This is a genomic window from Myxacorys sp. (assembly GCF_059501405.1).
This window is the reverse complement of record NZ_JCACCM010000097.1, coordinates 21,804-47,325: the sequence shown is the minus strand read 5'-3', so window position 1 is coordinate 47,325 and position 25,522 is coordinate 21,804. Positions and strand designations below refer to the sequence as shown.

The window sequence follows — 25,522 nt, the reverse complement described above, 5'->3', positions numbered from 1 at the left end:
GCTTCTACCTATGTCTCCTCCCATCATCAAGCGCTACTTTCTCGCTGTTAACCGTTATAAATGGGTCATTCCTGCCGGGGTTGCAGTGGGACTGGGGGCAGCCGGGGTAATCGCCATTCAGCCTGAAGCGCCGCCTAGCTATCTTGCCGAAGCCTCGCTTGTCTCCAATGCGCCGCCGATCGCGTTTTCGACCATTGGTACAGAAGTGCGGCAACCTGTCGAGACGTTTACAGCAGAAACGCTGTTGCCGAGAGAGTTGATCGAAGCGATCGCAAAAGAGGTCGGACTTCAGCCCAAAGAACTGAACAGCAATATTGCGGTCAAAATTGGCGCAGGCGGTGACAAAGCAAAGGACGGCGGTGGGAAGGCACAGATCGATGTGACGTACAAAGACAGAGATCAGCAACGCGCCGTTAGCGTCATTGGGCAAGTGACGCAGCGAATTGTCGAGCAGAGTCGGTCGAATAATTCGGCGCGATTGCGATCGGTGATTGACTCGATCCAGCAACGGTTGCCAACGGTGAAAAGCGAGCTGACGACAACTGAGAACGCTTTGGAGAATTTTGATCGATCGCAAGGACCTCAAATTCTGGCCGCGCAGGATGGCAGCATCATCAAATCCATCACAGGGAGCCAGCAGCAGGCGAGAGATTTGCAACTCCAGTTAGACGGCGTGAATACGCAGATTCGCAGCTTACAGACCAAACTGGGACTCGACCCCAACCAAGCGTACGTCTCGTCTGCCTTAAGTGCCGACCCGATCATTGCGGCTCTGCGTGCCCAAATTCAGCAAGTTGAGTCGCAAATGGCGGTTTTAGGCAAGGATTTGCGCTCTGAGCATCCTCAAATGGTGACGCTGCGAAAACAGCAAGAAGCGTTTAACGAAGAACTGAGGAGACGAGCTGCTGAAGTGATAGGGGGTAACGGTTCTGCCGCGCCACTGATCGGCAATGTGCGTCAAGATAGTAGCCTTGATCCAGCTAGACAGCAGTTAGCTAACACGCTAGTTAACCTCAAAACTCAACAAGAAACGCTTCAGCAACAGCTAATTTCAACGGCGCGATCGCAGCAAGAGCTTCGACAGGAATTCTCTAGCATTCCTAACAAGCAGATGGAGCGGGTTCGCCTTGAAGATCAGGTGAGGCTCAAAAAGAGCTTGTATGATCAGATGCAGCAAAAGCTTGTCGATGCCAGAGCGGCAGAGGCCGAGACCGTCAGTAGCTTGAGCTTAGCGAAAAATCCATCCGTAGCTCCTGCCAGTCTCAAGGCTCCAAAAAGTATCCCCATCACGCTGGGCATCGGCGGTGTTGTCGGGTTGGTTGTTGGGGCGGGTCTTGTCTTCTTACTCGATACTCTAGAAGGCACGTTCTACACGGAAGAAGACTTGCGCGAGGCCATTCGACAGCAAGATGTGCCCATTTTGGGCGTTCTGCCCCGCGTGAAATCATTTATTCCCGGCAGTTCCCCAGTCTTGGCTCAGCCCAATTCGCCGTACTTTGAATACTATGAGCGGTTTCGGAGTAATCTGCGGTTGAGCGATGTGAAAGCGCCGCGAGTCGTGATGGTTATCAGTACGGTCGATGGAGAAGGGAAGACCGTCACGGCGTATAATCTGGCGATCGCATCTGCTCGCGCGGGTAAACGCACCTTACTGGTTGAAGCCGACCTGCGATCGGGGTCAGCATCTCACTACGTCCATCTATCGCCTGATCCCGATAGTCAAGTTGAGCCGCTTCGATTCTTAGGACAAATTAGCAACTGTATTCGTCTTGCGCCCGATGTGGAGAACCTTTATGTTGTGCCGAGTCCAGGTCCGCAGCAGCAATCTGCGTCGATTGTAGAATCGAGCGAAATGCGACGATTACTTGAAGACGCACGGGGACGCTTCGACCTGGTGATTCTCGATTCTCCAGCGCTCAGTAAGTGCAATGACGCGCTCCTGCTCGAACCCTTGACAGACGGCATGATTCTCGTGACCCGTCCGGGCGTGACGCAGCAAAGCTTGCTCGAAACGGCAATCGATCAACTGAATGAATCGGATAATTTACGGCTGCTTGGAGCTGTCACAAATGGAGCCGACATTCAGTTGCCGCGATCGGTCGAGGATGCGATGCTGGCTGAAGCACAGGAAATGCTTTCAACCGAGGGTGTTGCTTCAAGTCACCAAGGCGTTCCAACACCCCATTTAAACTAAAGCACCATCAACTGCTAGTAATTTATTCTAAAATTAGCTTCCCTCTTAAGATAGAGCCTTGCTACCCTTCGATTGGCGTAGTCTACTGAGGTCTGATTGGAAGCTGATCGGCGGAATCGAGTTTCTATTTTTGAAAAAGAGGATATTCTGTCGTCTCCCATCCATCCCAGTTCTCGCTACTGCTTGTATGGTTAATTTGCCTTTCCGCGATCGCGTGATGTCTCTTAACCCAAACCGCAGCCTCAAAGCTCGCTTGGGAGTAGCAACGGGTGGCATTGTGATTTTGCTGTGTTTGCTGCTAAGTTGGAGCGTGGGCAACACAACTCAAGAGCGGCTCCAAGCCACACAGGGAGAAGCTTTGGCAGAACTCGCCTCTCAGATGGCAGACAAGCTTGATCGGGGCATGTTTGAGCGGTATCGCGAAATTCAAATTCTCGCTGCCTTGCCGTCGATTCGGAACCCTAACGCTCTAGTTGCAGAACAGCGATCGCTGCTGAATCAGACCCAGCAGACCTATCCAGACTATGCTTGGATCGGCATCACAAACAAGCGAGGAATCGTTACTGCCAGTACGCAGGGCATTTTAGAGGGGGTTGATGCATCGTCTAAAGACTGGTTTCGCAAAGCACAAGTCCGTCCGTTTGTGGGAGATGTGCATCGCGCCAAGTTGCTAGAGCCAATCTTACAGCGTCCGAATCAAGAACCACTTCGATTTTTAGATTTAGCGGCTCCTCTTAAGGATGAACAAGGGAACTTGCAAGGGGTCATTGCCGCCCACCTCAACTGGGAGTGGGCAGAAGAGATTCAGAAGTCCCTGCTCGAACCTATAGGACACAAGCGACAAGTTGAAATCTTGATTCTCGATCCTCAAGGTACTGTGCTGCTAGGAGATCCTTCTCAACAAGGGAAGAGACTAACGTTGCCCAGTGTACAAACGGCACAGCACAATCAGAATTATGCGATCGAAGCGTGGCCAGATGGAGAATTTATTACCGGAGTGGCAGAAAGCCGAGGCTATCGCAGCTATCCGGGCTTAGGTTGGCGCGTGCTAGTGCGTCAAGATGCAGATGTTGCGCTTGCCCCCGCGCGATCGCTACAACGCCAAATTCTTGGCTTAGGAAGTTTATTTGGGATTGGATTTGCGCTTTTAAGCTGGCTTAGCGCCAGCCAAATTGTGAATCCTTTGCTCAAGATTACCGCGATCGCCGATCAGCGTCGGCAAGGATCGCATGTCGAAATTCCCATCGTCAAAGGTCAGGATGAATTAGCTAAACTATCCCAGTCGTTGCGCTACCTTGTGACCAGTTTAGAAGAGCAGCAAGCGGCGCTGAGTGAGAGCGAAATGCGCTTTCGCCAAATGGCAGAGACAATTCACAGCGTCTTTTGGCTGTTTGATCCGCACGCTCACCAGTTGCTTTACGTGAGTCCTGCCTACGAAAAGGTTTGGGGGCGCTCTAGGGCGAGTGTACTGAGCGACTTTAGCTCCTGGATTGAGACCATTTATCCCGATGATCGCGATCGCGTCAAGACGGCTCCCACAAGATGCCTCGCTAGGGGCAGTATGGATGAAGAATACCGCGTGATTCGTCCTGACGGATCGATTCGATGGGTGCGCGATCGCGGCTTTGTGGTGCGCGGTGAAAACGGACAACCCGATCGACTAGCAGGAGTTGCGGAAGACATTACCGTTGCAAAGCAGCGTGAAGTAGAACGCAAACTGGCAGAACAAGAACGCGAACAGTTATTAGAGCGAGAACAATCGGCACGAGCCGACGCAGAAACTGCCAACCGCATCAAAGATGAATTCTTGGCAATTCTATCGCACGAACTCCGCACACCGCTCAATCCAATTCTAGGCTGGTCAAAACTGTTGCAAAGCGGTAGGCTCAACTTGGACAAAACTCAAGAAGCCCTCAAGACGATCGAGCGCAACGCCACGCTTCAAGTGCAGCTCATCGACGATTTGCTTGACGTGTCCCGAATTCTTAGAGGCAAGTTAAGCCTGGACATCAAGGCGGTTGATCTTCGCACCGTCATTACAGCCGCGATCGACACCAGCAAACTAGCAGCAGAAGCCAAAGCGATCGCTGTTGAAACCAACCTGCCAACAGAGACAATAACGGTAATGGGCGATTCGAGCCGATTGCAGCAAATTGTCTGGAATTTGTTGTCCAACGCGGTGAAGTTTACGCCGAGCGGTGGGCAGGTAACAATTGATTTAGACAAAGTAGGAACTCACGCCCAGATTCAAGTAACCGACACGGGTAAAGGCATCAGTGCTGATTTTTTGCCCTATGTGTTTGAGCGATTCCAGCAAGAAGATGGCACTACGACTCGAAAATTTGGTGGACTGGGATTGGGACTGGCAATCGCGCGTCAACTCGTTGAACTCCACGGCGGCGCGATCGCGGTCAGTAGTCCGGGCGAAGATCAGGGCGCAACCTTTACCGTCAAGATTCCACTAGGGGTCAATGCCATTCCCGCTGATGTCTCGAAAGAAACGGTTTCCGCGAATTTGACAGGCACTCGCGTTCTCGTCGTGGATGATGATTCCGACTCTCGTGAATTGGTGCAATTTGCCTTGATGCAAGAAGGCGCAACGGTAATCGCCGTTACATCAGGAGCCGCCGCAATTCGCACCTTTCACTCAGAAGAACCCGCAACTGGTTCTCAGCCTGTTCCCGATATCCTTCTAAGTGACATCGGTATGCCAGACATGGACGGGTATACCCTGATTCGTCAGATTCGCAGCCTGCCCCCCAATCATGGCGGAACCATTCCGGCGATCGCCCTCACCGCCTATGCTGGGGAACTCGATCAGCAACGCGCGATCGCGGCGGGCTTTCAGCGCCATATCGCAAAGCCAATCGATCCCGATACACTGATAGAAGCGATCGCGCTTTTAATGAAGCCAATAGGCTCAGTTAGTAACAGGATCAGTTAATAATTGGCTGGCTTATCCAACTGACTCGACCCAAAACCGCCCTGAAACAGCAGGTTTGCTTTGAGCTATGACACGACAAGATACAACAGCAGAGCAAGATTTACCCAGTAATCAACCTCCTCTGAGTGTAGAGGAGCCGCTCAACGCTGAGTATTACAAACGCCAACTCGAAGCGGTTTGTAACAATGCTACCCTTGCTCTCTTTATCATGGATGAGCAGCAGCAGTGCATTTACATGAATGCGGCGGCAGAGCAACTGACGGGGTTTCGGCTGGCTGAAGTAAAGGGGCAGGCGCTCCACAATGTCATTCATCATACTCATCCAGATGGGCGTCCCTATGCGTTAGAAGACTGTCCAATTGATCAAGCATTTCCGCAGAACAATCAGGAGCAAGGAGAAGAAGTTTTCGTTCACAAAGATGGAAGCTTTTATCCGGTTGCTTACACAGCTAGTCCGATTCGAGAAGGCAATGGTGTTGTTGGCACCATTATTGAAGTTCGCGACATCACTCAAGACAAGTTAAATGAGCAGGCGCGAGCAGAGCTTGATCGGGCGAAGACCACTTTTTTCAGCAACATTAGCCATGAGCTTCGCACGCCTCTAACCTTGGTGCTGGGTGAAGCAGAGGAAGCGTTAGCAGATGCTGAGGAACCGCTTTCTCCCCGGCAGCGCGATCGCCTTGAAGTGATGCAGCGCAATGGTCAACGGTTGCTCAAGCTTGTCAATACGCTGCTTGATGTCTCTCGCCTCGAATCAGGACGCACGCAAGCGACCTATGAACCAACGGATCTGGCGATGTATACAACTGAGCTTGCCAGTGTATTTCGCTCTACGATCGAGCGTGCCGGATTGCAGCTTGTAGTCGATTGCCCTCCCTTACCTGAAGCGATTTACGTCGATCGCGAGATGTGGGAGAAAATCATCTTCAATCTATTGTCTAATGCGTTTAAGTTTACGTTTCATGGCTGGATTACTGTTCGATTGAGATGGCTAGACGATCGGGTTGAACTAGCTGTTGCCGATACGGGTATTGGCATTCCTAGCGAAGAATTACCGCATCTATTTGAGCGCTTTCACCGTGTTAGAGGTGCAGAAGGACGCAGTTTTGAAGGCTCTGGGATTGGCTTATCGCTGGTGCAAGAACTCGTGCAACTCCATGCTGGCACAATCGACGTGACTAGCGTTCTCGGTCAAGGCAGTTGCTTTACCGTTTCGATTCCGACTGGAACGACGCATGTACCGATTCATCAACGAGAAATCGGTCATAACGTCGCGATTAGCGCAGAGCGCAACACAGACGGAACTGTGAGAACGAGTCCCTTCTTGGCAGAAGCGCTAAGCTGGCTGCTGACTGACCATGAAGCCGAGGAGATCCAGGAGGTCAAGGCGGCTGAGCCTGGGGCTCGGATTCTGCTCGCAGATGACAATGCTGATATGCGCGAGTATATCAAGCGGCTATTGGGCCGGAAGTATGACGTTCAAACCGTGGCAGATGGCACTTCAGCGCTCAATGCGGTGCGATCGCTAGGAGAATCGCATCTTCCTGATCTCGTCCTAACCGATGTGATGATGCCCGGACTCGACGGGTTTGAACTCCTGCGATCGCTCAGATCTGATCCGAAAACGCAAAATATTCCGATCATCTTGCTCTCAGCACGAGCCGGAGAAGAATCGCGCCTCGAAGGACTTGCAGCGGGAGCCGATGATTATCTGATCAAGCCCTTTTCAGGCAGAGAACTGGTTGCCCGGGTAGAATCGAGTCTCAAACTTGCTCAACAACGGCAACGCTCTCGCTCGCGAGAGCACGCCCTGCGAACGGAAGCCAAAACCGCAGAAGCAAATCTGCAAGAGGTGTTGTCTACGCTACGCGACGGTTTTTTTGTGTTGGATCATAACTGGCGCTATCTTTACGTTAATGATCGTCAACTCGAAATTATTGGAATGCAGCGCGAAGCGGTCATTGGCAAAAACATTTGGGATTTCTTTCCCGATTTCGTTGGCACTGAGTTCTACGATCACCTGCATCACGTGATGCGCGAACAAACGCCCGTACAGTTCGAGTATCACTACATGGCTTGGAATCGCTGGTTTGAAAATCGTGTCTATCCAACGCCAAATGGAATTTCAATTTTATGTGCTGAGATTAGCGATCGCAAGCAAGCCGAAGCGGCATTGCGCGAGAGCGAAGAGCGTTACCGAATTTTAGCTGAATCGATTCCGCAACTTGTTTGGATCACAAATGTTGAAGGACAGAATGAGTATGTAAATCAGCAATTTTGCAACTATACAGGGCTGAATATGGAACAAATGCTGGGCTTAGATTGGCTCGACATTATTCATCCCGATGATGCAGAACGAACTCGTGAGCGGTGGCTAAAATCAGTCAACGAAGGCGCATTCTACGAAATTGAGTATCGGTTTCGACGAGCAGACGGTGTCTACCGTTGGTTTTTAGGGCAAGGAACTCCTTTAAAGAATGAACAGGGTCAAATCACGCGATGGTTTGGAACCTGTACTGACATTGAGCAACAAAAGCAGGTGGAACAAGAGCGATCGCTGGTGCTGCAACAGGAACAAGCCGCCCGCGAAGCTGCTGAGCAAGCCAATCGAATTAAAGATGAATTCCTCGCTGTGGTGTCTCACGAACTCCGGACGCCGATGAATCCGATTCTCGGTTGGTCGCGATTGCTGCAACAGGGCAAACTGAAAGGCGAACGAGCGATGGACGCGATCGCCACGATCGAACGCAACGCCAAACTTCAGGTGCAGCTGATTGATGATCTGCTCGACATTTCTCGAATTTTACGCGGCAAAATGAGCCTTGAGATCGCGCCTGTTGATCTAGGTATGGTCATTTCTAGCGCGATCGAAACGGTTCGATTAGCTGCTGAAGCGAAGTCTTTACTGATTCAAACAACGGGTGCTAAGCAGGGCGTGATGGTGAATGGAGATGCAGGACGCTTACAGCAAGTCGTGTGGAACCTCCTTTCCAATGCCGTCAAATTCACGCCCCAAGGCGGGCAGATTACCATTGACCTTTCTTCTGGCAAATCTCACGCTCAAATTCAAGTAACCGACACCGGAAAAGGGATCAGTCACCAGTTTTTGCCCCACGTGTTTGAGCATTTTCGCCAAGAAGATGGGGCAACGACTCGCAAGTTTGGCGGTTTAGGGTTGGGACTTGCGATCGTCCGACAAATTACTGAACTGCACGGTGGCGTGGTAGGAGTAGACAGCCTCGGTGAAGGACAGGGAGCCACCTTTACCGTCAAAGTTCCGCTGGCTACACATCAAGTTGAAGTGGCTCCCGCATCTGCATCTGAACCGAGCGCTAACTTAAGGGACGTTCAAATTTTAGTGGTAGAAGATGAAGCGGATTCGCGAGACATCCTCACGTTTATGTTGGAGCAAGAGCAAGCGATCGTCACGGCTGTATCTTCTGCCGCCGAAGCGCTCTACACGATTGAGCAATCAACTCCCGATCTCATTATTAGCGATATTGGAATGCCGGAGATGAATGGCTACCGACTGATGCAACTGCTGCGAGCAATGCCACGAGGAAAGACCATTCCCGCGATCGCACTAACAGCGTATGCAGCAGAGTACGACCAGCAGCAAGCCCTCAAGGCAGGCTTTCAGCAACACCTTGCCAAACCCATTGATCCCAATCAATTAGTGCAGGCCATTTTTCAAGAGCTTGGCAAATCTCACTCCTAGCGAAAAAGGGCTCTTAGCGAAAAAGGGTTTGCCCAAATGGTGAAGCAAGGATATCGCTCTGGAGTGTTCCTAACGTTACAAGTTCGTAAACTCGTGAACCGTGATAGCCAAGCAACATCAGCAACAGAAAAACTTGAATTTTAGATTGAGCTAGAAGCTTTACATAAAACATCTGAACCGGCTGATTTAGAATTAGTTCTAACAACAGATGAATTGTTGCAATTAGAAATGCTATAAATAACACTGGTGAAAATAAATGATAAGCGGTAGCTTGATTAAAATGTCCGTGCCCGATCGCGATAAATCCTCTGGTTAATCCCCAAGCGGGGCAAGGAATGCCAACCCAGTATTTTAGTGGACAGCTTAGAAATGAAATTCCCGGTTGCAATGTAAAACTACCAATAATTGGGGTGAGTGCGATCGCGCAATAGAAATATCGTTTCATCCGAGCCTGTTGAGATAACGGCATACTGCTAATTCGCCGATCATTCACCATTAAAACGTGAACACAGAAACCACCTATGGGATCTCCGATTTCTTCAAGGAAGCGGAGATTTTGCATAACGGGGAAATTCATCCTGAATCAAATTCCGCAGAAATGCAATCCATACCTTTCTGCGGAATTGTGTGATCACGTAGGATGCACAAACTTAGCGGCTTTAACTCAGTGAGATTCCTTTCGTGAGCCAGACGATCGCAGTAAATCTGGCGCAAAACAAACCAAATAAATGATGCCGGCTCCAATCTGCTGAATCACTAATAGCTCAACGGTTTTGAACAGGAAATTTGCGTCAGATGCAGAATAAGTTGCCAACGAGCCGCCTGCAAACAGGGCAAGCAGCAACGAGAAGATGACTTTTCTAGATTTAAGTTTCATCACGGCATTAGGCAAACGCAGCATAGCCAAACACGAAAAATGCACCAATTCCAGTCAAGCAGAGCAATAGCAGCCAAGGAGATTTGTCTAGCTTTTGAAACACCTTGACCCATGCCACGATCGACATCACAGCAGACACGATTCCTACGCAGGGAATAATGCTGAGAACCGTCCACAAAACGGCTCTTTCATCTCCCACTGTTTTAAATAGGACGTAGGTACTTAAAACCGGAATCCAGGCATACCAAGCATTCTCAGTCCCGCATTTCTGGAAGATTTTCCAGGTGCAAAATGAGAAAAAGACATATACGAACGCATAAAACACGAGCGTTCCGGCGGAGACACCTGCGCTAGCAGCGGAATCAGCAGAATCGCTCAATTGAGCTAATAGGGTTGGCATCAGACCCATGACCGGGTGAATGAGTGAAAGTTGCATAAGATTGGGCATCGTAGTTTTCTATATTTAGTAGCGATTTCTTCTACTAAATTGCTCGATCGTCAAATAACAGGATCAATGTAGGCGAATGCACCCTAGATGCATCAAGAACTTACAAATCTTAATTTGTGCGAAGTAGCGTTAGGATAAAAACCGAGCTTTAAGTACGAGTTTTCTCATTAAAAAGGTATATCCATCCATCTAATAGTCTTCATCTTGCAAAAAGTATTTAGATTGCGATCGCTTCTTTGATTCTATAGAGATTATTTTTCACATATTGGCAATGTAATTTCTATCACTTAAAGAGTTGATAATTGAATGCATTTGAATCTTGCTAAAGAGCAATGTAATCAACCATTTACCGCTTTAAGTTGGATGTAGCTCTTGAAATATTTAAGTGCCATACCTGAGAGACCTGAGGGTATTAAATTCGCAGTTTTTGGAGTAGAACGATGTCTAACGAGCACCCTAACCAGCACGATGATGAGTCCTTAGGAGTCGAACAGCTTCCTCAAGACGAATTGGATACCTCTCCTGGTGATGAGGATGTTCAAGCGACTCACCTTGACGTTAACGTTGCGGGAGTTGCTACAACACCTGCTGATTCAAGCAAGCAGCAGGACTCTAAGAGCTAACACTCCCAAGCCGACGAGTAGAACAACAAAAGTTAAGCCTTACTCGCACAGTCTTCAAGGCTCGCAAATTCAACTAGTGCGATCAAAGCGTAAAGGTAGCAAAGATGCACTTCGCTATCCTCACCCCTAGCAAGGTAGAGTCTGTACTTTTTGTCCTATTGTCCTATAATGAGACCTTCTCGTTCTGCCGAGTGGCTTTTTGATTAAGCGCAAAACGCTGCAAATACCACAAACCTTGAATCGAATTTTTATCATTAGAGGCATAGGAATTTAGCCTGTATGAATCAGTGCTTTGCAACAGTTGCGCGGGGACTAGAAGCGCTGGCAACTCAAGAACTAGAGCAGCTGGGCGCAAATTCCGTCGAGTCAGGTTTCTGTGGAGTTGCCTTTGAGGGCGATCGCGCCCTGCTCTACCGCGTTAACCTTTGGGCAAGACTGCCGTTCCGCATCTTAGTGAAGCTGCACGAATTTCCTTGCCATGATGCAGAAGATCTCTATCGCGGCATTCAAACAATCGATTGGTCGCAGTATCTCACGCCTGACCAAACGCTGGCAGTGAATGTCACTGGAAAACATGAACAGCTCAACCACACCCACTTCACTGCGCTTCAGGTCAAGAATGCGATCGTTGACCAGCAGCAAGAAGCGTTTGGAGATCGCTCGAACGTAGAAACGCAAGCGCCAGATGTGCGAATCAACGTTCATGTTGATCGGGATCATTGCACGGTTAGCCTCGACAGTTCTGGAGACAGCTTGCACCGCCGAGGCTACCGTCCTGCTGTGGGATCTGCGCCTTTAAAGGAATCTCTGGCGGCAGCGCTGATTCAGCTATCGGGCTGGCAACCAGAGCAAATGTTTTATGACCCGCTCTGTGGTTCTGGCACACTGCCCTTAGAAGCCAGCCTTAAGGCACTCAACATTGCGCCCGGACTGTTCCGCGATCGCTTTGGGTTTGAAACTTGGCTCGACTTTGACTCAGCTCTTCTAGAGCAGTTGATTCAAGAAGCAGAAGCCAGTAAGCGAGATCTTCTGCCAGCACCGATTTGGGGCAGCGATCGCAGCGAGGAAGTGATCCAGCAAGCGATCGCCAATGCCCAACGCTGCGGTGTACTAGATCACATCTGGTTTTCCTCGATGGATCTCTCTGATGTAGTAGCACCCGCAGACAGCGGCGTTCTGTTTTGCAATCCGCCCTACGGTGAGCGGCTGGGGCGAGACAGCGACCTAGGAGCATTTTACAAACTGCTGGGCGACATTCTGAAGCAGCGCTTCAAAGGCTGGACAGCTTTTGTGCTGAGTGGCAATAAGGAACTCTCGCAGTCGATCAGGCTAAAATCATCCCAGCGAATTGCGGTCTACAATGGAACGCTACCCTGTCAGTTAATGAAATATGAGCTGTACTAGAATAGGGACGCTGCTTTCATTGCTCGAAGAGCATTGAGAAGATTAGGTCATCAGGTTTCTCCACTCCACCCGAAACTATTCCTTCTTGCAAAAAATACAAGATGCTTCAGACTACGTTAGCCCTCTGCGGCTTCTGGGCTAACTAGCTTAGTTGCTCATGATCGCGGCGATCGCTAAGCCAAGCTCTGTAGGGGTTTACAAAGCAAAGTCCAAAGGGTCGCGCTAAGGAAAAATTAATGGTTTACATGGAACAGAGGGCACTTCAGATGGAGCAGAGAACGCACACAACTCACGATGGCACGACCGTTGTCATTCTTCAGCCATCGGGTCGCTTAGACATCACGACAGCGTGGCAATTTCGCCTCAAGCTACAAGATTGTATTGCCAAAGAGAGTAATCATATTGTCGTGAACTTGGGGCAGGTCAATTTTATTGATAGCTCTGGACTCACTTCTTTAGTTGCAGGAATGCGCGATGCAGATAAATTTAGAGGCAGTTTTCGCATTTGCGATGTGCATCCTGAAGCAAAGCTAGTGTTTGAAGTAACGATGATGGATTCGGTATTTGAAGTTTTTGAGACGGAAGAAGAAGCCTTAGAAGGCATATCGAGAAGTCTAGCAAGTTAGGTTTATTGAGAAGCAGTATTTTAGGCAGACGAGAGATTCTTCACGGCGTTATGGAATAGAATCTCTCGTCTGCCGTTTTTGTGGTGGGGGTTCTAAAGTTGGATTTGCTTGGTATACGTATAAGCTCCCATTAATGCTCCCCAGAGAGATTTTTCGGTGTCTGGCTCAATGCCTTTGTCATAACTCAGAAATTGATCTGAACGCGCTTCAAATCCTAGAGAAACTTGAATTGTTTTGCCTTGGTAGGCGAAACAGCATCGGGCATCGGTTGGAGGGGAACCAACGAAGCAATTATCGTGGTGCGTTACGTGAAGAACGCATCCAGGCAGAAGTTCAATTTGTTCTTCGGTGAGGCTTTGCAGCAATTCAGGATGCTGCCCTCCTGTTTTAACTGTGGAGGGATCTTTAAAGGCATAGTATTGAACCTTGAGATCAGAACCGTGAGCCTGCAACCGCATTAAACGCTGGCGATAAGGATTGTTGAGGTTAATCACATTGGCTTGTTCGGCAAATAGAGTAATACTGTCTTGGCTAAACAGAGAGACAGGACGATGCCACAGGCGGAGATGGACAAACCAAGCCGGATCAGCGATCGCTTGATCTCGATTCTCAAATTCACCGGCTAAATATTGAGCCAGAAGATTTAACGAAGACATAGGTTTAGACCGTGATTAAGCTAACGTTGAAACGGCTTACAATAAGCGCAGTATTGCTGAGCTATGCCGTACCACATTCCACCGCCGCCGATCGATCATCCTGAGTATCTCAAGCATCGGGACTGGATGCAACGCGCCTTAGAACTAGCAGAACGGGCAGGAGAACAAGGAGATGTGCCAGTCGGCGCGATCGTGGTGGATGCCCAAGGAACGTTAATTGCCGAGGCGCAAAATCGTCGAGAGCGAGATCGCGACCCCACGGCTCACGCTGAAATTTTAGCGCTCAGAGCTGCCGGACAAGTTCTTCAAAGCTGGCATCTGAACGACTGTACGCTTTACGTCACGTTGGAACCGTGCCCGATGTGCGCCGGTGCGGTTGTTCTATCGCGGCTGGGGCGCTTAGTCTACGGAGCCGACGACCTAAAGGCGGGAGCCATTCGGACAGTGCTAAATCTGCCGGATTGCCCCGCGTCAAATCATCGCGTTCCGGTGCTGAGTGGAATTTTAGAATCGGCTTGTCGCGAACAGCTTCAAACGTGGTTTGCTCGTCGCCGCTCATCGTCTCGCTAGGCAGTCTCGCACGAGTTGTGCCGTTCGCTCAGCGCTGTCAACCACAGCAAGCGAGGCGGCGCGATCTGCCATTTGCTCTAAGCGATTGGCTTTGCCAAGCTCTGTAGGGGTTCGCTGCGCGAAGTCCGTTGGATTGCGCTCTTTCAGAAGCGTCAAAACGGAGTTCTGAAGCATTTCTGGCGTTAGTTCCGATTGACGAAACAAAATAGCTGCTCCTGCGTTCGCAAAAACAGTGGCATTGTAGGTCTGGTGATCTTCTGCGGCGAACGGAAACGGAATCAGAATCGAAGGGGTGTGCGTCACGGCTAGCTCAGTTAGCGTTCCTGCTCCTGCTCGACTGATCGCTAGGTTTGCCCGATGAAACAGCGCTGCCATGTTGTTATAGAACGGCAGGGCTAGATACTGTGAATGGTGCAGCGTGTCTAGGTCTGGATCATTGTCGCCCGTGATATGGACTACCCACGCTCCCGCCTCAAACCAAGCTGGAGCAGACTGGCGCACAAGCTTGTTGAGTGCAACGGCTCCCTGACTGCCGCCAACTACTACAATGAGCGGAACCTGATCTGGAATTGATAGATCAAGCGAAGCAGATTCGAGGGCTGAGCGAAACTGCGATCGCACAGGCGTTCCAACACAAATCGTCTTTGCGTTCTTCAAATACTTTGCTGCCGCTTCAAAACCGAGGGCAACAGCCGTACACCACGGGGCGAATAGGCGAGTTACCTTTCCTGGAAGTGCGTTGGACTCGTGCAGAATGACAGGCAACCCCAGCGATCGTGCGGCAAATAGGGCAGGTCCAGAAATGTAACCTCCGGTTGTAAAGACGCCACTGAAGTGACCGTCCCGCAGTAACTTTCTCACCTTGAACACAGACCCCAGCAAGCCGAATAAGACTTTTAGCGTCCCCAGTCCCAGCTTTTGCTGAAAGCCTGCCACTTTGATTGTGTGCAACGGGTAGCGATCGCCTACCAGTTTTGTCTCTAAGCGATCTGGCACGCCGAGCCATTCGATTTGGTAATCGGAAAGCTGCTCAGCAGTTGAGATCGCAGGAAATAAATGCCCCCCCGTGCCACTTGCAGCAATTAGCAAACGAGGCGGAGGGGTAGGACGCATAGGGAATGGCTCAACAGTTGAAGATTGCACAGCTAAAACAAAAATCGAGCGTCAAAAATGATAGAGCAATCATACACTCTCCATAGGTTTTTCACGGATGCTAAGACTCAAATAGAACGGGTTTCTATCGGCTCAGCGCTCTTACCCCTCTCAAATACCGTTTCAAATACCGTTGGTTGCGTCTATAGCATCATTGTGGTGGTGTCATCGCTTCTGCTCAAAAAATCCGGTTCCTCCGCGCCATTCAGTGTATAGTTGACTGGAAGTCTACCTGTTTCAGACAGTTGCCCTATGCGCCACTTGACTTTGCCAGCCGCCCCCATTCGCTTAATGCTCGTTGCAAAGTCAGGATTAACGTCCTGGAAAGCTCTGTTTTTCCTGACGCTTGGAGTTGCGATCGCCCTGAACCAGTTGTCCCCCAGTCGAGCGACTGCCGCAACTCCACAAACTGCCCCCGCTCCTCTCAAACAAGTGCTGGCCCAAATCGATGCCGCCGCCACTAACAAGAATTTACAAGGTGTTCTTCAGTTTTACAGCCCTGCCTTTACCCACTCTGACGGGCTGACTCGTCAAACCCTAGAGCAATCCTTGACGGCATTGTGGAAGCAGTATCCTCAACTGACCTATCGAACAGAATTAAAATCTTGGCAACCGATCGCGTCTGGTGTCCAAGCAGAAACAGTGACCTATATTACCGGAAGCCAGATGGTGAACGGTCAGCAAATGAAGCTGAATGCGGCACTCGAAGCGCGTCATAAGATTGAGAATAATCAGATTGTCAGACAGGATGTGTTGGCAGAGAATAACCAAATTACATCCGGCGAGAATCCACCCTCAGTCAAAATCAATCTGCCCAATCAAGTCAAGCCCGGACAAGAATTTAGTTTTGACGCGATCGTGCAGGAGCCGCTAGAAAATGATTTGCTCTTGGGATCTGTGCTTGAGGAACCTGTGACGGCAAAAAGCTATGTCAAACCTTCAACGGTTGACCTAGAGCTACTGTCCTCTGGAGGCGTCTTCAAAGTAGGTCGTGCGCCAAATACACCCAGTTCTCAATGGATTTCGGCAGTTCTTGTGCGCCATGGTGGAATGACGATGGTGACTCAACGCCTGCGAGTTGTCGGTGCAAAGTAGTCAGCAGGCAAAGGACTTTTGCAAGTAGCCTAGAATTCTGTGAAGTTTAGAGAGAGGGTGATCGCCTTTTTGAAGGGCAATCACCCTTTTTAGGCTAAGCGCTAATCGTTGCCTTGTATATTGAATCCCGCGCGCTCACCATAGCGTTAACTAATTTATCCATCTCCTCGCGCGTGTGCAGCGCGTTGACGGTCATTCGGATTCTAGGTTTTGCAATGAACCAGATGGGAGAGACCCAGAGTCCATACGCTGTCAGTAGTTCCTGGGCAAATTCTTTCGGATTAAGTTCGGTTGGCAAAATCACGGGAACGACGTTAGTTTCGCCAATGGCCTCAAACCCTTGAGCCACGAGACGCGATCGCAGGTACTTTGTGTTCTCCTGCAAGCGGGTCACGAGTTCAGGATGCTCTTGCACCATCCGAATACTTTGCAGGGCAGCCGCCGCCAGAGGAGGAGCCAGAGAACATGTTCCAATCGACGTGGGAGAGCAGTTTAATAGCGGCTTCAATTCTGCCACTGGAGAACTGATGGCGGCCCCCACAGACGCGCCAAATTTAGAAAAAGTCGTCATAATGAGGGGCACTACGCCTTTGTCGATCGCATCTTGAGGCGTCAACCCGTAATGCTCATAGATGCCCCGCCCTGATGCCCCGATCGCGCCGCTGGCGTGAGCTTCATCCATCAGCAGAACGCTGTCGGGATAGTGCGACATCACATCGATCATCTCCGGTAGGGGCGCAAGATCGCCGTCCATTGAGAAGACCGCATCAGAGACGACCATAATTCGGTCACCCTCTTTGACGTAGCGCTTTAGCTTTCGCGCCAAATCTTCGACATCACAGTGACGGTAGGCTTTCACCCGGACTCGAGGGCTGTAACCAAACAGCTTGCCCGATCGCGTTCCGGCATTTGCCAGGGCCGACACAATACAGCCGTGATTGAGCACATCGGTCATGATCAGCGTTTCGCGGGTATGTTCAAACCCCGGAACTGGAATCGCAAGATGGCAAAACGCATCCATGAGTGCTTGCATTGCCATCCACGCATTGAGAAAAAGCTGAGTGTGGGGCAAATGCTTGAACCGCGATACTTCTTCTTCCAATTGACGGTGTAGGTCAACTCGACCGCTTAACACCGAGGTTGAACTGGTTGAAGTGCCGTATTGCAAGATAGCGTCGATCGCCGCTTGCTTGACCGATTCGTTTTGCGTTAGCCCCAACACATCATTGGTGCAAAAGGTGAGAACGGTGTGCCGTTTTCCCGTTTCTGCGTCTTCGATCTCGACAATATTTCCTTGACGGGCATGGCAAATATATTCATCAGGCTCTAGCCCGCTATCATACCAACGCCGCACGTACTCCTTAACAACTTGCACAGTTTGTTCCTCTCACCTGTTTGACGATCGCAATTCCGTAGGAAGCTGCGCTTTACGCATCTGAGTCACCAGTATATTTGGCTAATACAAAATTTCGCCATGTTGCATAAAGACGCTGATTCATAGTGGATAGGGATAAATGGTTTGGGATGAATAACAGCTTATCAGGGGGATGGCAGATGGGGGATAGCGAATAGGCAATTTTAAAGTGCAAAAGCGACAGGCTGACCAAATTCAGTCTTGCCTATCGCTGATCGTAAACTTTAATCGGTCATTCGTTTAAAGTTCGGCAACGGCTCGTTCTATGAGACGCCGCGCTAGAGTTTGCGTTCCCGTATGGGTATAGTATTTCACGGAAACGTCGAGGAATGCACCTACATAGTCCAGTTTGTCGGCAGAAACCTGAATGACTTGGCTGAGATGACTGAGAACGCTCTGCTGAGTGAGGTTACGAGAGCTAACAAAGTCGCCCATCCAGCCTTTTACGGAGTCGAAGCTTTGGGTAATAAAGCCCAACTGTCCGGCAGGATTGCCGCCCGGAATCAGATCGCTGACGCCTTTAAAGGTCTGATTTTTTTGGAGTTCATCCGGTGAGGTCTGAGTGATGCTCGCCATGCCTTTTTCGATAAAGCCGCCGCCGAGTGGAATCAGCCCGTCATAGCAGACGAGGGCTGCCATTCGCATCAGCGATTCGCCACCGTAGTCGCCCAGTGCGGCTAGAAAGTCACCGATGCTGTCTCCAGGAATGCCGTTAATTTGGCAGAAGGCGACAAGTTCGACCACGAGTTTAACGGCGAGGTCGAGACTTTGCGCTTTTTCTGGCTTGGGAGTGAGATTGCCCAAAAAGCCTAGAAATGAGATGTCTTGCCCAATTTTGTTTGCCAATGCCGCCGCACCGAGCGCTCCTGCCGCCGAGTCAACGGTGTTGTAGAGCCACATCGCTCGCTGATAGCCTTGAGAACTGTCGTTGTAGAGGTAAACGGCACGCTCCCCGATCGCTTGAATCATCGCGTCGTCGGTTTCACCTGTGACGGCACTAATTGTGTTTGTAAAGCCCGTCAAGTTTTGCCATTGTCCTGGCACGACGAAATCGAGGGCGTTGAGGGCTTTGACCGTCATCCCGTCTGTGGGAAGTTCGTCCACCAATTCGTAAATAGTTTTGCTCATGAAAAGCTCCTGTGCATGGTTTCACGACAGATCGTGAGGAAAGTTGATCCGTTGACGTATCAATCAGACTGCTTGAAATCCGGTTTAGGTTTTCAGTTTGGATAATCCTTTGAGGTCAAATTTAGAAATCCATTGCTCACGCTCGGCTTGACTGAAGTTAGGATCGCGCGCGAGGACTTTTACTTGATATTTGCCAACCAGCACACTCGTTTGGGTTTTGCCCATTGTGATGGCTGGGTAGCCTGCGATCGTTTGGGTGCTGTTTTCATACTTAGCGGCGGCAGCAGGCAGGCTGCTGGTGTCAGAGATCGACAGTTTTGCTACCTCTTTGCCATCTTTTTTAAGAGCCGCTTCACTAAAGCCTTTTTTCTCTTGGGTGTAAACTCGCTCGTAGCCTGCTCCTGGTTTCGGGAAGTACTTGTTGAATTGACTGCCTTGAGTGGCATCTTTAGCAACGGCAGTGACGCCGGGCTTGCTGCTGTCCTGTTGAGCCTGAGCAAAGCGATCGGGAGCTTGTGCCTGCTGACAGCCTGTAATCAGGAGAACAACGGTCAATAAAAGCCCAAGGAGACTGCGCTGCCAGTGTTTAAACATCGGTACTGAGTTTCTCATAGCGTTTACTTGGGAGAACGGTTGATTGAATATAGACGACTATCTGGTGTACATCAAATTTTCTTACCACAGCCACTGGCTAAGGAATGATTTTCACAAGAATATCTTCTGTACTGTAATGCGCTTCGTGCTTCGCGCAACTCCAAATAAACTGCGTCTTAGAAGAAATACAGTTTGTAAAAAAGAATTCGTACTCTCTAGTCCAGTCTACTGTCGAGTTGCTTCCTGAAGCGGCTTTACGCTCTCGCTTTGCTGTCGAAGGTATTGTTCATACTGACGCACAATCAAGCGCTGTACCGCTATGATCGCAGGATTCACTTCTACGTACCGTCGTTCAGGGTTTTTGAGATAGTGTTTCTGTTCGCTCTCAATCATCTCAATATCTTGATTTAAGAACCTCATAAATAATAGATGGAGAATTGCAGGCTGTAACAGAGGGCGTAATGAATTGAGCAACCATTTTGGAACGCGAACTTTTAGAAAAAACAATGCAAAGGAGCGGCTTTTTGTTTTACCAATGGGTAGGCGCATTAAATATAGCGATGAGACACCTTCGAGGGCGCTGGCGTAGTTGGGATAACGATAACTAATAGAAATGGTTTTAGTAGTCAGGCCGCCATCTTCGCTCAAGCCCAAAAACTTGGTGATCGCTCCTTTATAAGAGACGTTGTAGGCAGCCGTGACAGAATTCTCGGTTTCTTGAAGCTTTAGCAAGACCGGATCAAACCAGCCTTGGAGGTTTTGATGCAAATAGCCGTGAAACACGTCCATTGTGTTTTCGTTGCAGATGGAGAAATGCGCCTCGAACCTAGCCGTGATCGGAACCATGAGCCAATCGGGATTATCGTATTCAGGCATTTCAGGAATGGATTCACGTTCTGCTAAGGCTGGATCGCCTGGAAAAATCCACAGAATGCCGTATTTCTCTTGCACCGGATAGCTTCTCATCCGAGCGCAAGGTAGCTTTTGGTCTGAATTCCAGTAGGGGATGCTGATGCACTCGCCGTTGCCGTTGAACTCCCAGCCGTGGTAGCCACATGCGATCGCGTCTCCCTGCACTTTGCCTTTATCCATCGCGACGCCTTTGTGGGGGCAAACATTCTCAACGGCTTGCACTTGGTTTTTGCTATCTCGAAAGAGCGCGATCGGTTGCTCCCAGATCGTGATCGGCAAAATCTCTTGGGGCTTGAGGTCTTTTGCCCAAGCTACGGCATACCAGTAGTTTGGGTTAATTCCCACTTCTCGCACGGCATTGCGGACAGTCTGACCGATTAGCGTCGTCGCTAGTTCCATGTTCTTCTCCTTGGCTTGGTCTGAATCATAGCAAAGAGCGCTCGGGATAGGGAGAGAACGAGAAGCATTTTTTGATTCAAGCTGGCGCTATTTGATTCAGGTTTCCGGTATTTGATTGAAGGTAGGCGTTGTTTGATTCGAGGTAGGCGTTATTTAATTTCAGATACGCGTTTCTCGATTTGGCGTAGGCATTTCTCGATTCAGGCTTCCGTTATTCGATTTGTAGCGTTTGCTCGCGTGGAACATGGCGCTTGATCCATTGCTTGGCGATTGGAAACCACACCGCTTCGGGGGCCAGTTGTCGCAGGCTTAGGAACCGTTGTAGATTCCGTTTGCGACTCTCAAATAGAATCGGTTGAGGAAACCAGTGTTGCTAAGCGTTCAATTGTGACTCGCCGCTCTTTCTGCACCAGTTCGACCAAGATTTCCAGCATCACAAATTCAGTCTCGGACAGTTGAGATCGCAAACAGGTTTGATAGAATGACGGCAACAATTTCAATATCAGTGGAGTGAATCGTTTAGTTTCACTCCTTTTTGTCTGCTCTCGTCGCTGCGATGACCATCTGCTCGAGCAATTTATTTGCCGGTTAGAGTTGAACCCAACTTTGATTAAATCCCATGCTAACTATGAAAACCTGCGCTCCTACGGCGTCATAGCCGCTTAACGCTGTTCGGACTATTGATAGAAGAGGATTAAGCAGACCTCGCGAAGCTGTGAATAGTTGAAGCCTTCACTGCTGCCATGAAAGCTTAGCCATTAGAGATGTAATTGTTAACGATGGACAGATTGAGTTAAGCCCTTTAAGGTGAAATACAAGTTTAGTCGCCCTAGTGTCGAAATGTGCTATGACATTTAATTCCAAAACCTCAGATGTGAAAGTCCACTGTACGTTCTCAGGAGACTCTATTCACCCTTGGGAAACTGGCACAAGAGTATCGGAACTGCAAGTGTTGCTAAACGCTTGTGGATACTCTTTACGGGTTGACGGAGATTTTGGAAGTCTGACAGAAACTGCCATTAGAACATTTCAGCAACAACACGAGTTAAAAGTCGATGGAGTTGTTGGCACAATAACGTGGACAGCTTTAGAAGCAAACATCCGACCGGGAGCGCGAATGCTGAAACTCGGACACACCGGAGCAGATGTACGTGGGCTTCAAGAACTTCTGCACAATCACGGTTATTCTGTTCAAAAAGACGGCTGCTTTGATGCCACTACCGAACGTGCTGTCATGAGCTTTCAGCAAAAGTGCCAGTTAAAGAATGATGGTATTGTCAATGTTGCCACCTGGAATCAGTTACAGGAGTGCCCAACCTCTAATAGCTCAAAGTCTGGCAGATCAAAGTCTGCGACGCCTTTCCCAAATCTAAAAAAGCGGATTGACTCAGGCAAGTGGTGGTAGAAGATGCCGCTTGTCTAAGTCTAGGGTGTAATGACGTGTTGCCTTCGGAGTTGCGCTCTGCGTTAATCACTAGACTTATAAGCAATCCACCCACCAAAGTCAGACACATCAAGCCAGTTATATTTCTCCACGAGTTCACGCGGGTAAAGAAACGCAGTTGCAACGTCTCCATTTTCTAGAACAACATCAGCAGGATACATATGAGGCGGCTCATTTGCAGCAAGATGCTCAAACTGCTCGTGAGTGAGTTCATACACTTCTCCCGGAATCGAGATACCGCCTTCATCGACTTGGTAAATTGCTGGATGCCAACCGTTCTCAGCAGCATGGAGGCGATACAAAGGTTTTGTTTGAGTCGCTTCAATAAACGTAGCGTTGCCTAAGTTGCCGTGGTCTGGTTGACCGCGCAACGCTGATCCACAGATGAAAATGCGTTTAGCTGCTCTTGTCTGAGTCATACGGTTCTCCATCAATTATTGATTTGTCAATATTTAATTTAGTATCCAAACCGCCCTCACTCTAACCCTCTTCTACAGGAGAGGAAATAAAAGTTTGGCTCCCTTCTCTCGTGGGAGAAGGAGTAAGGGATAAGGGTAGCAGCAATCCCAATGATTTTTGCCGAGTTAATAATTAATGCGCTTGGACAGAACCCTAATCAGTTGTCTCGCTTCTAACGGCATAATTGGCGCAAAGCAAACGTCAATTACTGGGGTAGACAAGATTTGTAACTGGCGGTTCATCCTTGCATGACACAAACCGCTTTGGGTATTGCTCTAAATTTGACCTTGAATCTGATCATTCCTTTTCTGTCTCAGCTTCTATTGCTTCGAGCCGAACGGCATTTCGCTAGAGGCTGCCGTCACCAGCGGCGAAGCGAAACGATAAACCGCAAACTTTAGAAAGTGGAGAACCTAATGGCTCGTTTTCTGATTGGCACTATCCCGGTTATTGGACATGTTAGCCCTGCCGTACCGATCGTTCGTGAGCTAGTCAAGCGCGGACATGAGGTGTGTTGGTACACCGGGCAAGCGTTTCAATCAACTGTTGAGAAGATTGGAGCGCGGTTTGCCCCGATTCTCAGTTGGCTCGACTACTCGGATGTAAAGAACGTTCCTTCGTCCTTGATGGATCAGCGTGAAGCGGCTGAGGGAGTGCAACGGCTAAAATTTGATCTGAAGAATTTTTTTATCGATCCTGCATTAGGGCAAACCAAAGATCTTTCAGAGATTCTGGATCAGTTTCCAGCCGACGTCCTGATTGCCGATTCTATGTTTCTGGGAATCTCCTGGATAGCAGAACAAAAAGGGCTACCCTGGGCAGAGTTTGGTTCATCTGCTTTAGCCCTGAACAGCCGAAACACGGCTCCCTTTGGGCTGGGTCTTCCGCCCAGCAATAATCCATTCAGACGATTGCGGAATCAGGGGCTAAAGTGGTTCTTTGGACAAAAGGTGCTGCGGCATTTAAGAGCCTACACCAACGACTTGCGATCGCAACTCAACCTGCCCGCCTGCCCTGTCCATTACTTTGAAAAAATTTCCCCCTTCTTGTATCTGTCCCCCAGTGTTCCAGGCTTTGAGTATCCGCGCCGCGACTTACCTTCTCAAGTTCACTTTACTGGAGCGCTGCTGTCTCCGCTTCCGGCTGAGTTTACGCCTCCTGTCTGGTGGGGTGAACTTGCAGGCGACACACCCATCATTCATGTCACACAGGGCACGGTGACCACAAATGCAGCAGAGTTGCTAGTGCCAACGTTGCAGGCACTGGAACACGAAAATGTTTTAGTCGTGGCAACGACAGGCGGAGCGCCCGTTGACACCCTCAAACTGACTCACATTCCAGCGAACGCCAGAATTGAGCCATTCATTCCCCACGCTCATTTGCTGCCCCATGTAGATGTGATGGTCACGAATGGAGGGTACAACGGGGTGCAAATGGCTCTGGCAAATGGAGTTCCCTTGGTGGTTGCAGGGCAAACGGAGGAGAAACCGGAGGTTGCTGCGCGGGTGGAGTGGGCAAAGGTGGGAATTAATTTGAGAACGCGCACACCCTCGCCCAAACAGATTAAAAATGCGGTCAAAACGTTACTCGCCAATTCTAGCTATCGCACTCGCAGCGAGCAGTTTCAAACCGAAATGCAACAGTACAATGCACCTGCGATCGCGGCAACATTACTCGAACAATTAGCTACCACCAAGCAACCTGTATTGAGGTAAACCAGCTTTAGTCAACAAGCCCAGAGCGTGCTTTGGACACAAATAATGCTGTTCAAACTATGACGCTTGCTTTCGCCAACGCCGCTTTTCTTAACTCATTTTCAACAACTTCACCTCAAAGCTCGGAGCTTCAAGTTCAAAGCTCGGAGCTTCAAGCAGAAAGCACGGTAGCTCTGCTTCCCGTAGGGTTCGTCCAGGTTCAGAAGTTGGAGTTCCGAGCAAAAAGGTTGAAGTTCCGAGTTCAGAGGGCGAAGTGTCGAGCAAAAAGGCCGGAGTTCCAGGTTCAGAGGGCGGAGTTCCGAGTTCAGAGGCCGAAGTTCCGAGTTCAGAGGGTGAAGCTCCGAGTTCAGAGGCCGAAGCTCCGAGTTCAGAGGCCGGAGTCCCAAGCAAAAAGGTCGGAGTTCCGAGTTCAGAGGTCGGTAGCTGCGCTTCACAGGGTATCGCTCCATCAACTCTTCTAAGCGCGATAATGAGAGCAAGTAGAGGACTTCACAATGATTGCCACACCTCAACCTCAGAAGATGTCGATCGAGGAGTACCTGGACTGGGAACCTCGCCAAGAAACACGTTATGAATATGTGTACGGCGAAGTCATTGCCATGACAGGTGGAACCATCCCTCACAATGACATTGCAATTAATCTCTTGACACTCGTGCGATCGCAGGTTCGGGCTAAAGGTTGTCGGATCAACATGGCAGATGTCAAAGTTCAAGTCAATGCATCCGGTCTTTATTACTATCCAGATCTGGTTGTAAGTTGTGATCCTCGTGACCTCAACGCCTGCAAATCGATCCAGTACCCTAAGCTTATTGTCGAAGTTCTTTCCCCTGGCACAGAAGGCTACGATCGAGGCGATAAGTTCAAGTCTTATCGCAGTATGCCGACGTTGCAGGAATATGTGCTTGTAGACTCCGAAAAAGTCAGCGTCGAATGTTATCGTCGCGGTGAAGGTCGGATGTGGCTCTACACACCTTATTCGACGGATGACATCCTGACGCTAGAGAGCATTGCCTGGGAAGGCGCGATCAACTTACTTTATGAGGACGTACAGTTCTTTTCAGATTGAGCGGTGAGTTAGATCGTTTATCTTCATTGCGATTCAAAGTGAAAAACTCAAAGTGAAAAACTTCAAATTTAAAGGTCAGTCTG

At 49.5% G+C, this 25,522-nt stretch carries 23 protein-coding genes; 11 read left to right on the top strand and 12 right to left on the bottom strand.

What is annotated here, in order from left to right:
• The first annotated feature begins 10 nt into the window (after nt 1–10).
• From AC5I6P_RS11645 to AC5I6P_RS11635, 3 genes are all read left to right on the top strand, one after another.
• Nucleotides 11–2,194: a GumC family protein gene (locus tag AC5I6P_RS11645; RefSeq protein WP_495693922.1), complete on the top strand. Its 2,184-nt coding sequence runs from the start codon at nt 11–13 to the stop codon at nt 2,192–2,194.
• Between the two features lie 187 nt (nt 2,195–2,381).
• Nucleotides 2,382–5,138 (top strand): hybrid sensor histidine kinase/response regulator, encoded by a 2,757-nt coding sequence (locus AC5I6P_RS11640; protein ID WP_495693921.1) that lies wholly within the window; start codon nt 2,382–2,384, stop codon nt 5,136–5,138.
• 67 nt (nt 5,139–5,205) lie between these two features.
• Nucleotides 5,206–8,856, top strand: a complete 3,651-nt coding sequence (locus tag AC5I6P_RS11635; protein WP_495693920.1) for an ATP-binding protein — start codon at nt 5,206–5,208, stop codon at nt 8,854–8,856.
• A 13-nt stretch (nt 8,857–8,869) separates the two neighbouring features.
• On the opposite strand, the gene AC5I6P_RS11630 is transcribed toward AC5I6P_RS11635, so the two are convergent.
• The 3 genes from AC5I6P_RS11630 to AC5I6P_RS11620 all read right to left on the bottom strand — a co-directional run bounded on the left by AC5I6P_RS11630 (nt 8,870) and on the right by AC5I6P_RS11620 (nt 10,169).
• Nucleotides 8,870–9,325, bottom strand: a complete 456-nt coding sequence (locus tag AC5I6P_RS11630) for a DUF2752 domain-containing protein (RefSeq protein ID WP_495693919.1) — start codon at nt 9,323–9,325, stop codon at nt 8,870–8,872.
• A 195-nt stretch (nt 9,326–9,520) separates the two neighbouring features.
• Nucleotides 9,521–9,757, bottom strand: a complete 237-nt coding sequence (locus AC5I6P_RS11625) for a hypothetical protein (RefSeq protein ID WP_495693918.1) — start codon at nt 9,755–9,757, stop codon at nt 9,521–9,523.
• Nucleotides 9,741–10,169, bottom strand: coding sequence for a DUF5684 domain-containing protein (locus AC5I6P_RS11620; protein ID WP_495693917.1), 429 nt, complete (start codon nt 10,167–10,169; stop codon nt 9,741–9,743). The genes AC5I6P_RS11625 and AC5I6P_RS11620 overlap by 17 nt, the downstream gene beginning before the upstream one ends.
• Before the next feature lie 452 nt (nt 10,170–10,621).
• Between AC5I6P_RS11620 and AC5I6P_RS11615 the strand changes: the two genes are divergently transcribed.
• The 3 genes from AC5I6P_RS11615 to AC5I6P_RS11605 all read left to right on the top strand — a co-directional run bounded on the left by AC5I6P_RS11615 (nt 10,622) and on the right by AC5I6P_RS11605 (nt 12,834).
• Complete coding sequence (locus AC5I6P_RS11615) at nt 10,622–10,804, top strand: hypothetical protein (protein WP_495693916.1); 183 nt, start codon at nt 10,622–10,624, stop codon at nt 10,802–10,804.
• A 279-nt stretch (nt 10,805–11,083) separates the two neighbouring features.
• On the top strand, nt 11,084–12,208 hold the full coding sequence (locus AC5I6P_RS11610; RefSeq protein ID WP_495693915.1) for a THUMP domain-containing class I SAM-dependent RNA methyltransferase: 1,125 nt from the start codon (nt 11,084–11,086) through the stop codon (nt 12,206–12,208).
• A gap of 236 nt (nt 12,209–12,444) precedes the next feature.
• Nucleotides 12,445–12,834 (top strand): STAS domain-containing protein, encoded by a 390-nt coding sequence (locus tag AC5I6P_RS11605; protein WP_495693914.1) that lies wholly within the window; start codon nt 12,445–12,447, stop codon nt 12,832–12,834.
• Between the two features lie 92 nt (nt 12,835–12,926).
• Here AC5I6P_RS11605 and AC5I6P_RS11600 read toward each other — a convergent pair whose 3' ends face one another.
• On the bottom strand, nt 12,927–13,490 hold the full coding sequence (locus AC5I6P_RS11600; RefSeq protein WP_495693913.1) for a chromophore lyase CpcT/CpeT: 564 nt from the start codon (nt 13,488–13,490) through the stop codon (nt 12,927–12,929).
• Between the two features lie 63 nt (nt 13,491–13,553).
• On the opposite strand from AC5I6P_RS11600, the gene tadA reads away from it, so the two are divergent.
• Nucleotides 13,554–14,060: a tRNA adenosine(34) deaminase TadA gene (gene tadA / locus AC5I6P_RS11595; RefSeq protein WP_495693912.1), complete on the top strand. Its 507-nt coding sequence runs from the start codon at nt 13,554–13,556 to the stop codon at nt 14,058–14,060.
• Here the strand turns inward: tadA and murG are convergent.
• Complete coding sequence (gene murG / locus AC5I6P_RS11590) at nt 14,046–15,173, bottom strand: undecaprenyldiphospho-muramoylpentapeptide beta-N-acetylglucosaminyltransferase (RefSeq protein WP_495693911.1); 1,128 nt, start codon at nt 15,171–15,173, stop codon at nt 14,046–14,048. The genes tadA and murG overlap by 15 nt on opposite strands.
• A 291-nt stretch (nt 15,174–15,464) precedes the next feature.
• Here murG and AC5I6P_RS11585 point away from each other — a divergent pair, with 291 nt between their 5' ends.
• Nucleotides 15,465–16,307, top strand: a complete 843-nt coding sequence (locus AC5I6P_RS11585; RefSeq protein WP_495693910.1) for a DUF8623 domain-containing protein — start codon at nt 15,465–15,467, stop codon at nt 16,305–16,307.
• Nucleotides 16,308–16,401: 94 nt separating this feature from the next.
• On the opposite strand, the gene AC5I6P_RS11580 is transcribed toward AC5I6P_RS11585, so the two are convergent.
• From AC5I6P_RS11580 to AC5I6P_RS11560, 5 genes are all read right to left on the bottom strand, one after another.
• Nucleotides 16,402–17,682: an aminotransferase class I/II-fold pyridoxal phosphate-dependent enzyme gene (locus AC5I6P_RS11580; RefSeq protein ID WP_495693909.1), complete on the bottom strand. Its 1,281-nt coding sequence runs from the start codon at nt 17,680–17,682 to the stop codon at nt 16,402–16,404.
• A gap of 279 nt (nt 17,683–17,961) precedes the next feature.
• The gene (locus AC5I6P_RS11575; protein ID WP_495693908.1) at nt 17,962–18,849 is read right to left on the bottom strand and encodes a hypothetical protein; all 888 of its coding nucleotides are present in this window, start codon (nt 18,847–18,849) and stop codon (nt 17,962–17,964) included.
• Between the two features lie 84 nt (nt 18,850–18,933).
• On the bottom strand, nt 18,934–19,461 hold the full coding sequence (locus tag AC5I6P_RS11570) for a hypothetical protein (protein WP_495693907.1): 528 nt from the start codon (nt 19,459–19,461) through the stop codon (nt 18,934–18,936).
• A 207-nt stretch (nt 19,462–19,668) separates the two neighbouring features.
• Nucleotides 19,669–20,754, bottom strand: coding sequence for an aromatic ring-hydroxylating dioxygenase subunit alpha (locus AC5I6P_RS11565; RefSeq protein ID WP_495693906.1), 1,086 nt, complete (start codon nt 20,752–20,754; stop codon nt 19,669–19,671).
• Between the two features lie 341 nt (nt 20,755–21,095).
• On the bottom strand, nt 21,096–21,221 hold the full coding sequence (locus tag AC5I6P_RS11560; RefSeq protein WP_495693905.1) for a hypothetical protein: 126 nt from the start codon (nt 21,219–21,221) through the stop codon (nt 21,096–21,098).
• 380 nt (nt 21,222–21,601) lie between these two features.
• Here AC5I6P_RS11560 and AC5I6P_RS11555 point away from each other — a divergent pair, with 380 nt between their 5' ends.
• Nucleotides 21,602–22,159: a peptidoglycan-binding domain-containing protein gene (locus AC5I6P_RS11555; protein WP_495693904.1), complete on the top strand. Its 558-nt coding sequence runs from the start codon at nt 21,602–21,604 to the stop codon at nt 22,157–22,159.
• Nucleotides 22,160–22,221: 62 nt separating this feature from the next.
• Here AC5I6P_RS11555 and AC5I6P_RS11550 read toward each other — a convergent pair whose 3' ends face one another.
• Nucleotides 22,222–22,617, bottom strand: a complete 396-nt coding sequence (locus AC5I6P_RS11550; protein WP_495693903.1) for an allophanate hydrolase-related protein — start codon at nt 22,615–22,617, stop codon at nt 22,222–22,224.
• Between the two features lie 456 nt (nt 22,618–23,073).
• Between AC5I6P_RS11550 and AC5I6P_RS11545 the strand changes: the two genes are divergently transcribed.
• Nucleotides 23,074–24,372 (top strand): glycosyltransferase, encoded by a 1,299-nt coding sequence (locus tag AC5I6P_RS11545; RefSeq protein WP_495693902.1) that lies wholly within the window; start codon nt 23,074–23,076, stop codon nt 24,370–24,372.
• A gap of 90 nt (nt 24,373–24,462) precedes the next feature.
• On the opposite strand, the gene AC5I6P_RS11540 is transcribed toward AC5I6P_RS11545, so the two are convergent.
• Nucleotides 24,463–24,762: a hypothetical protein gene (locus AC5I6P_RS11540; RefSeq protein ID WP_495693901.1), complete on the bottom strand. Its 300-nt coding sequence runs from the start codon at nt 24,760–24,762 to the stop codon at nt 24,463–24,465.
• A gap of 104 nt (nt 24,763–24,866) precedes the next feature.
• Here AC5I6P_RS11540 and AC5I6P_RS11535 point away from each other — a divergent pair, with 104 nt between their 5' ends.
• Nucleotides 24,867–25,439, top strand: a complete 573-nt coding sequence (locus AC5I6P_RS11535; RefSeq protein WP_495693900.1) for a Uma2 family endonuclease — start codon at nt 24,867–24,869, stop codon at nt 25,437–25,439.
• Nucleotides 25,440–25,522 lie beyond the last annotated feature (83 nt).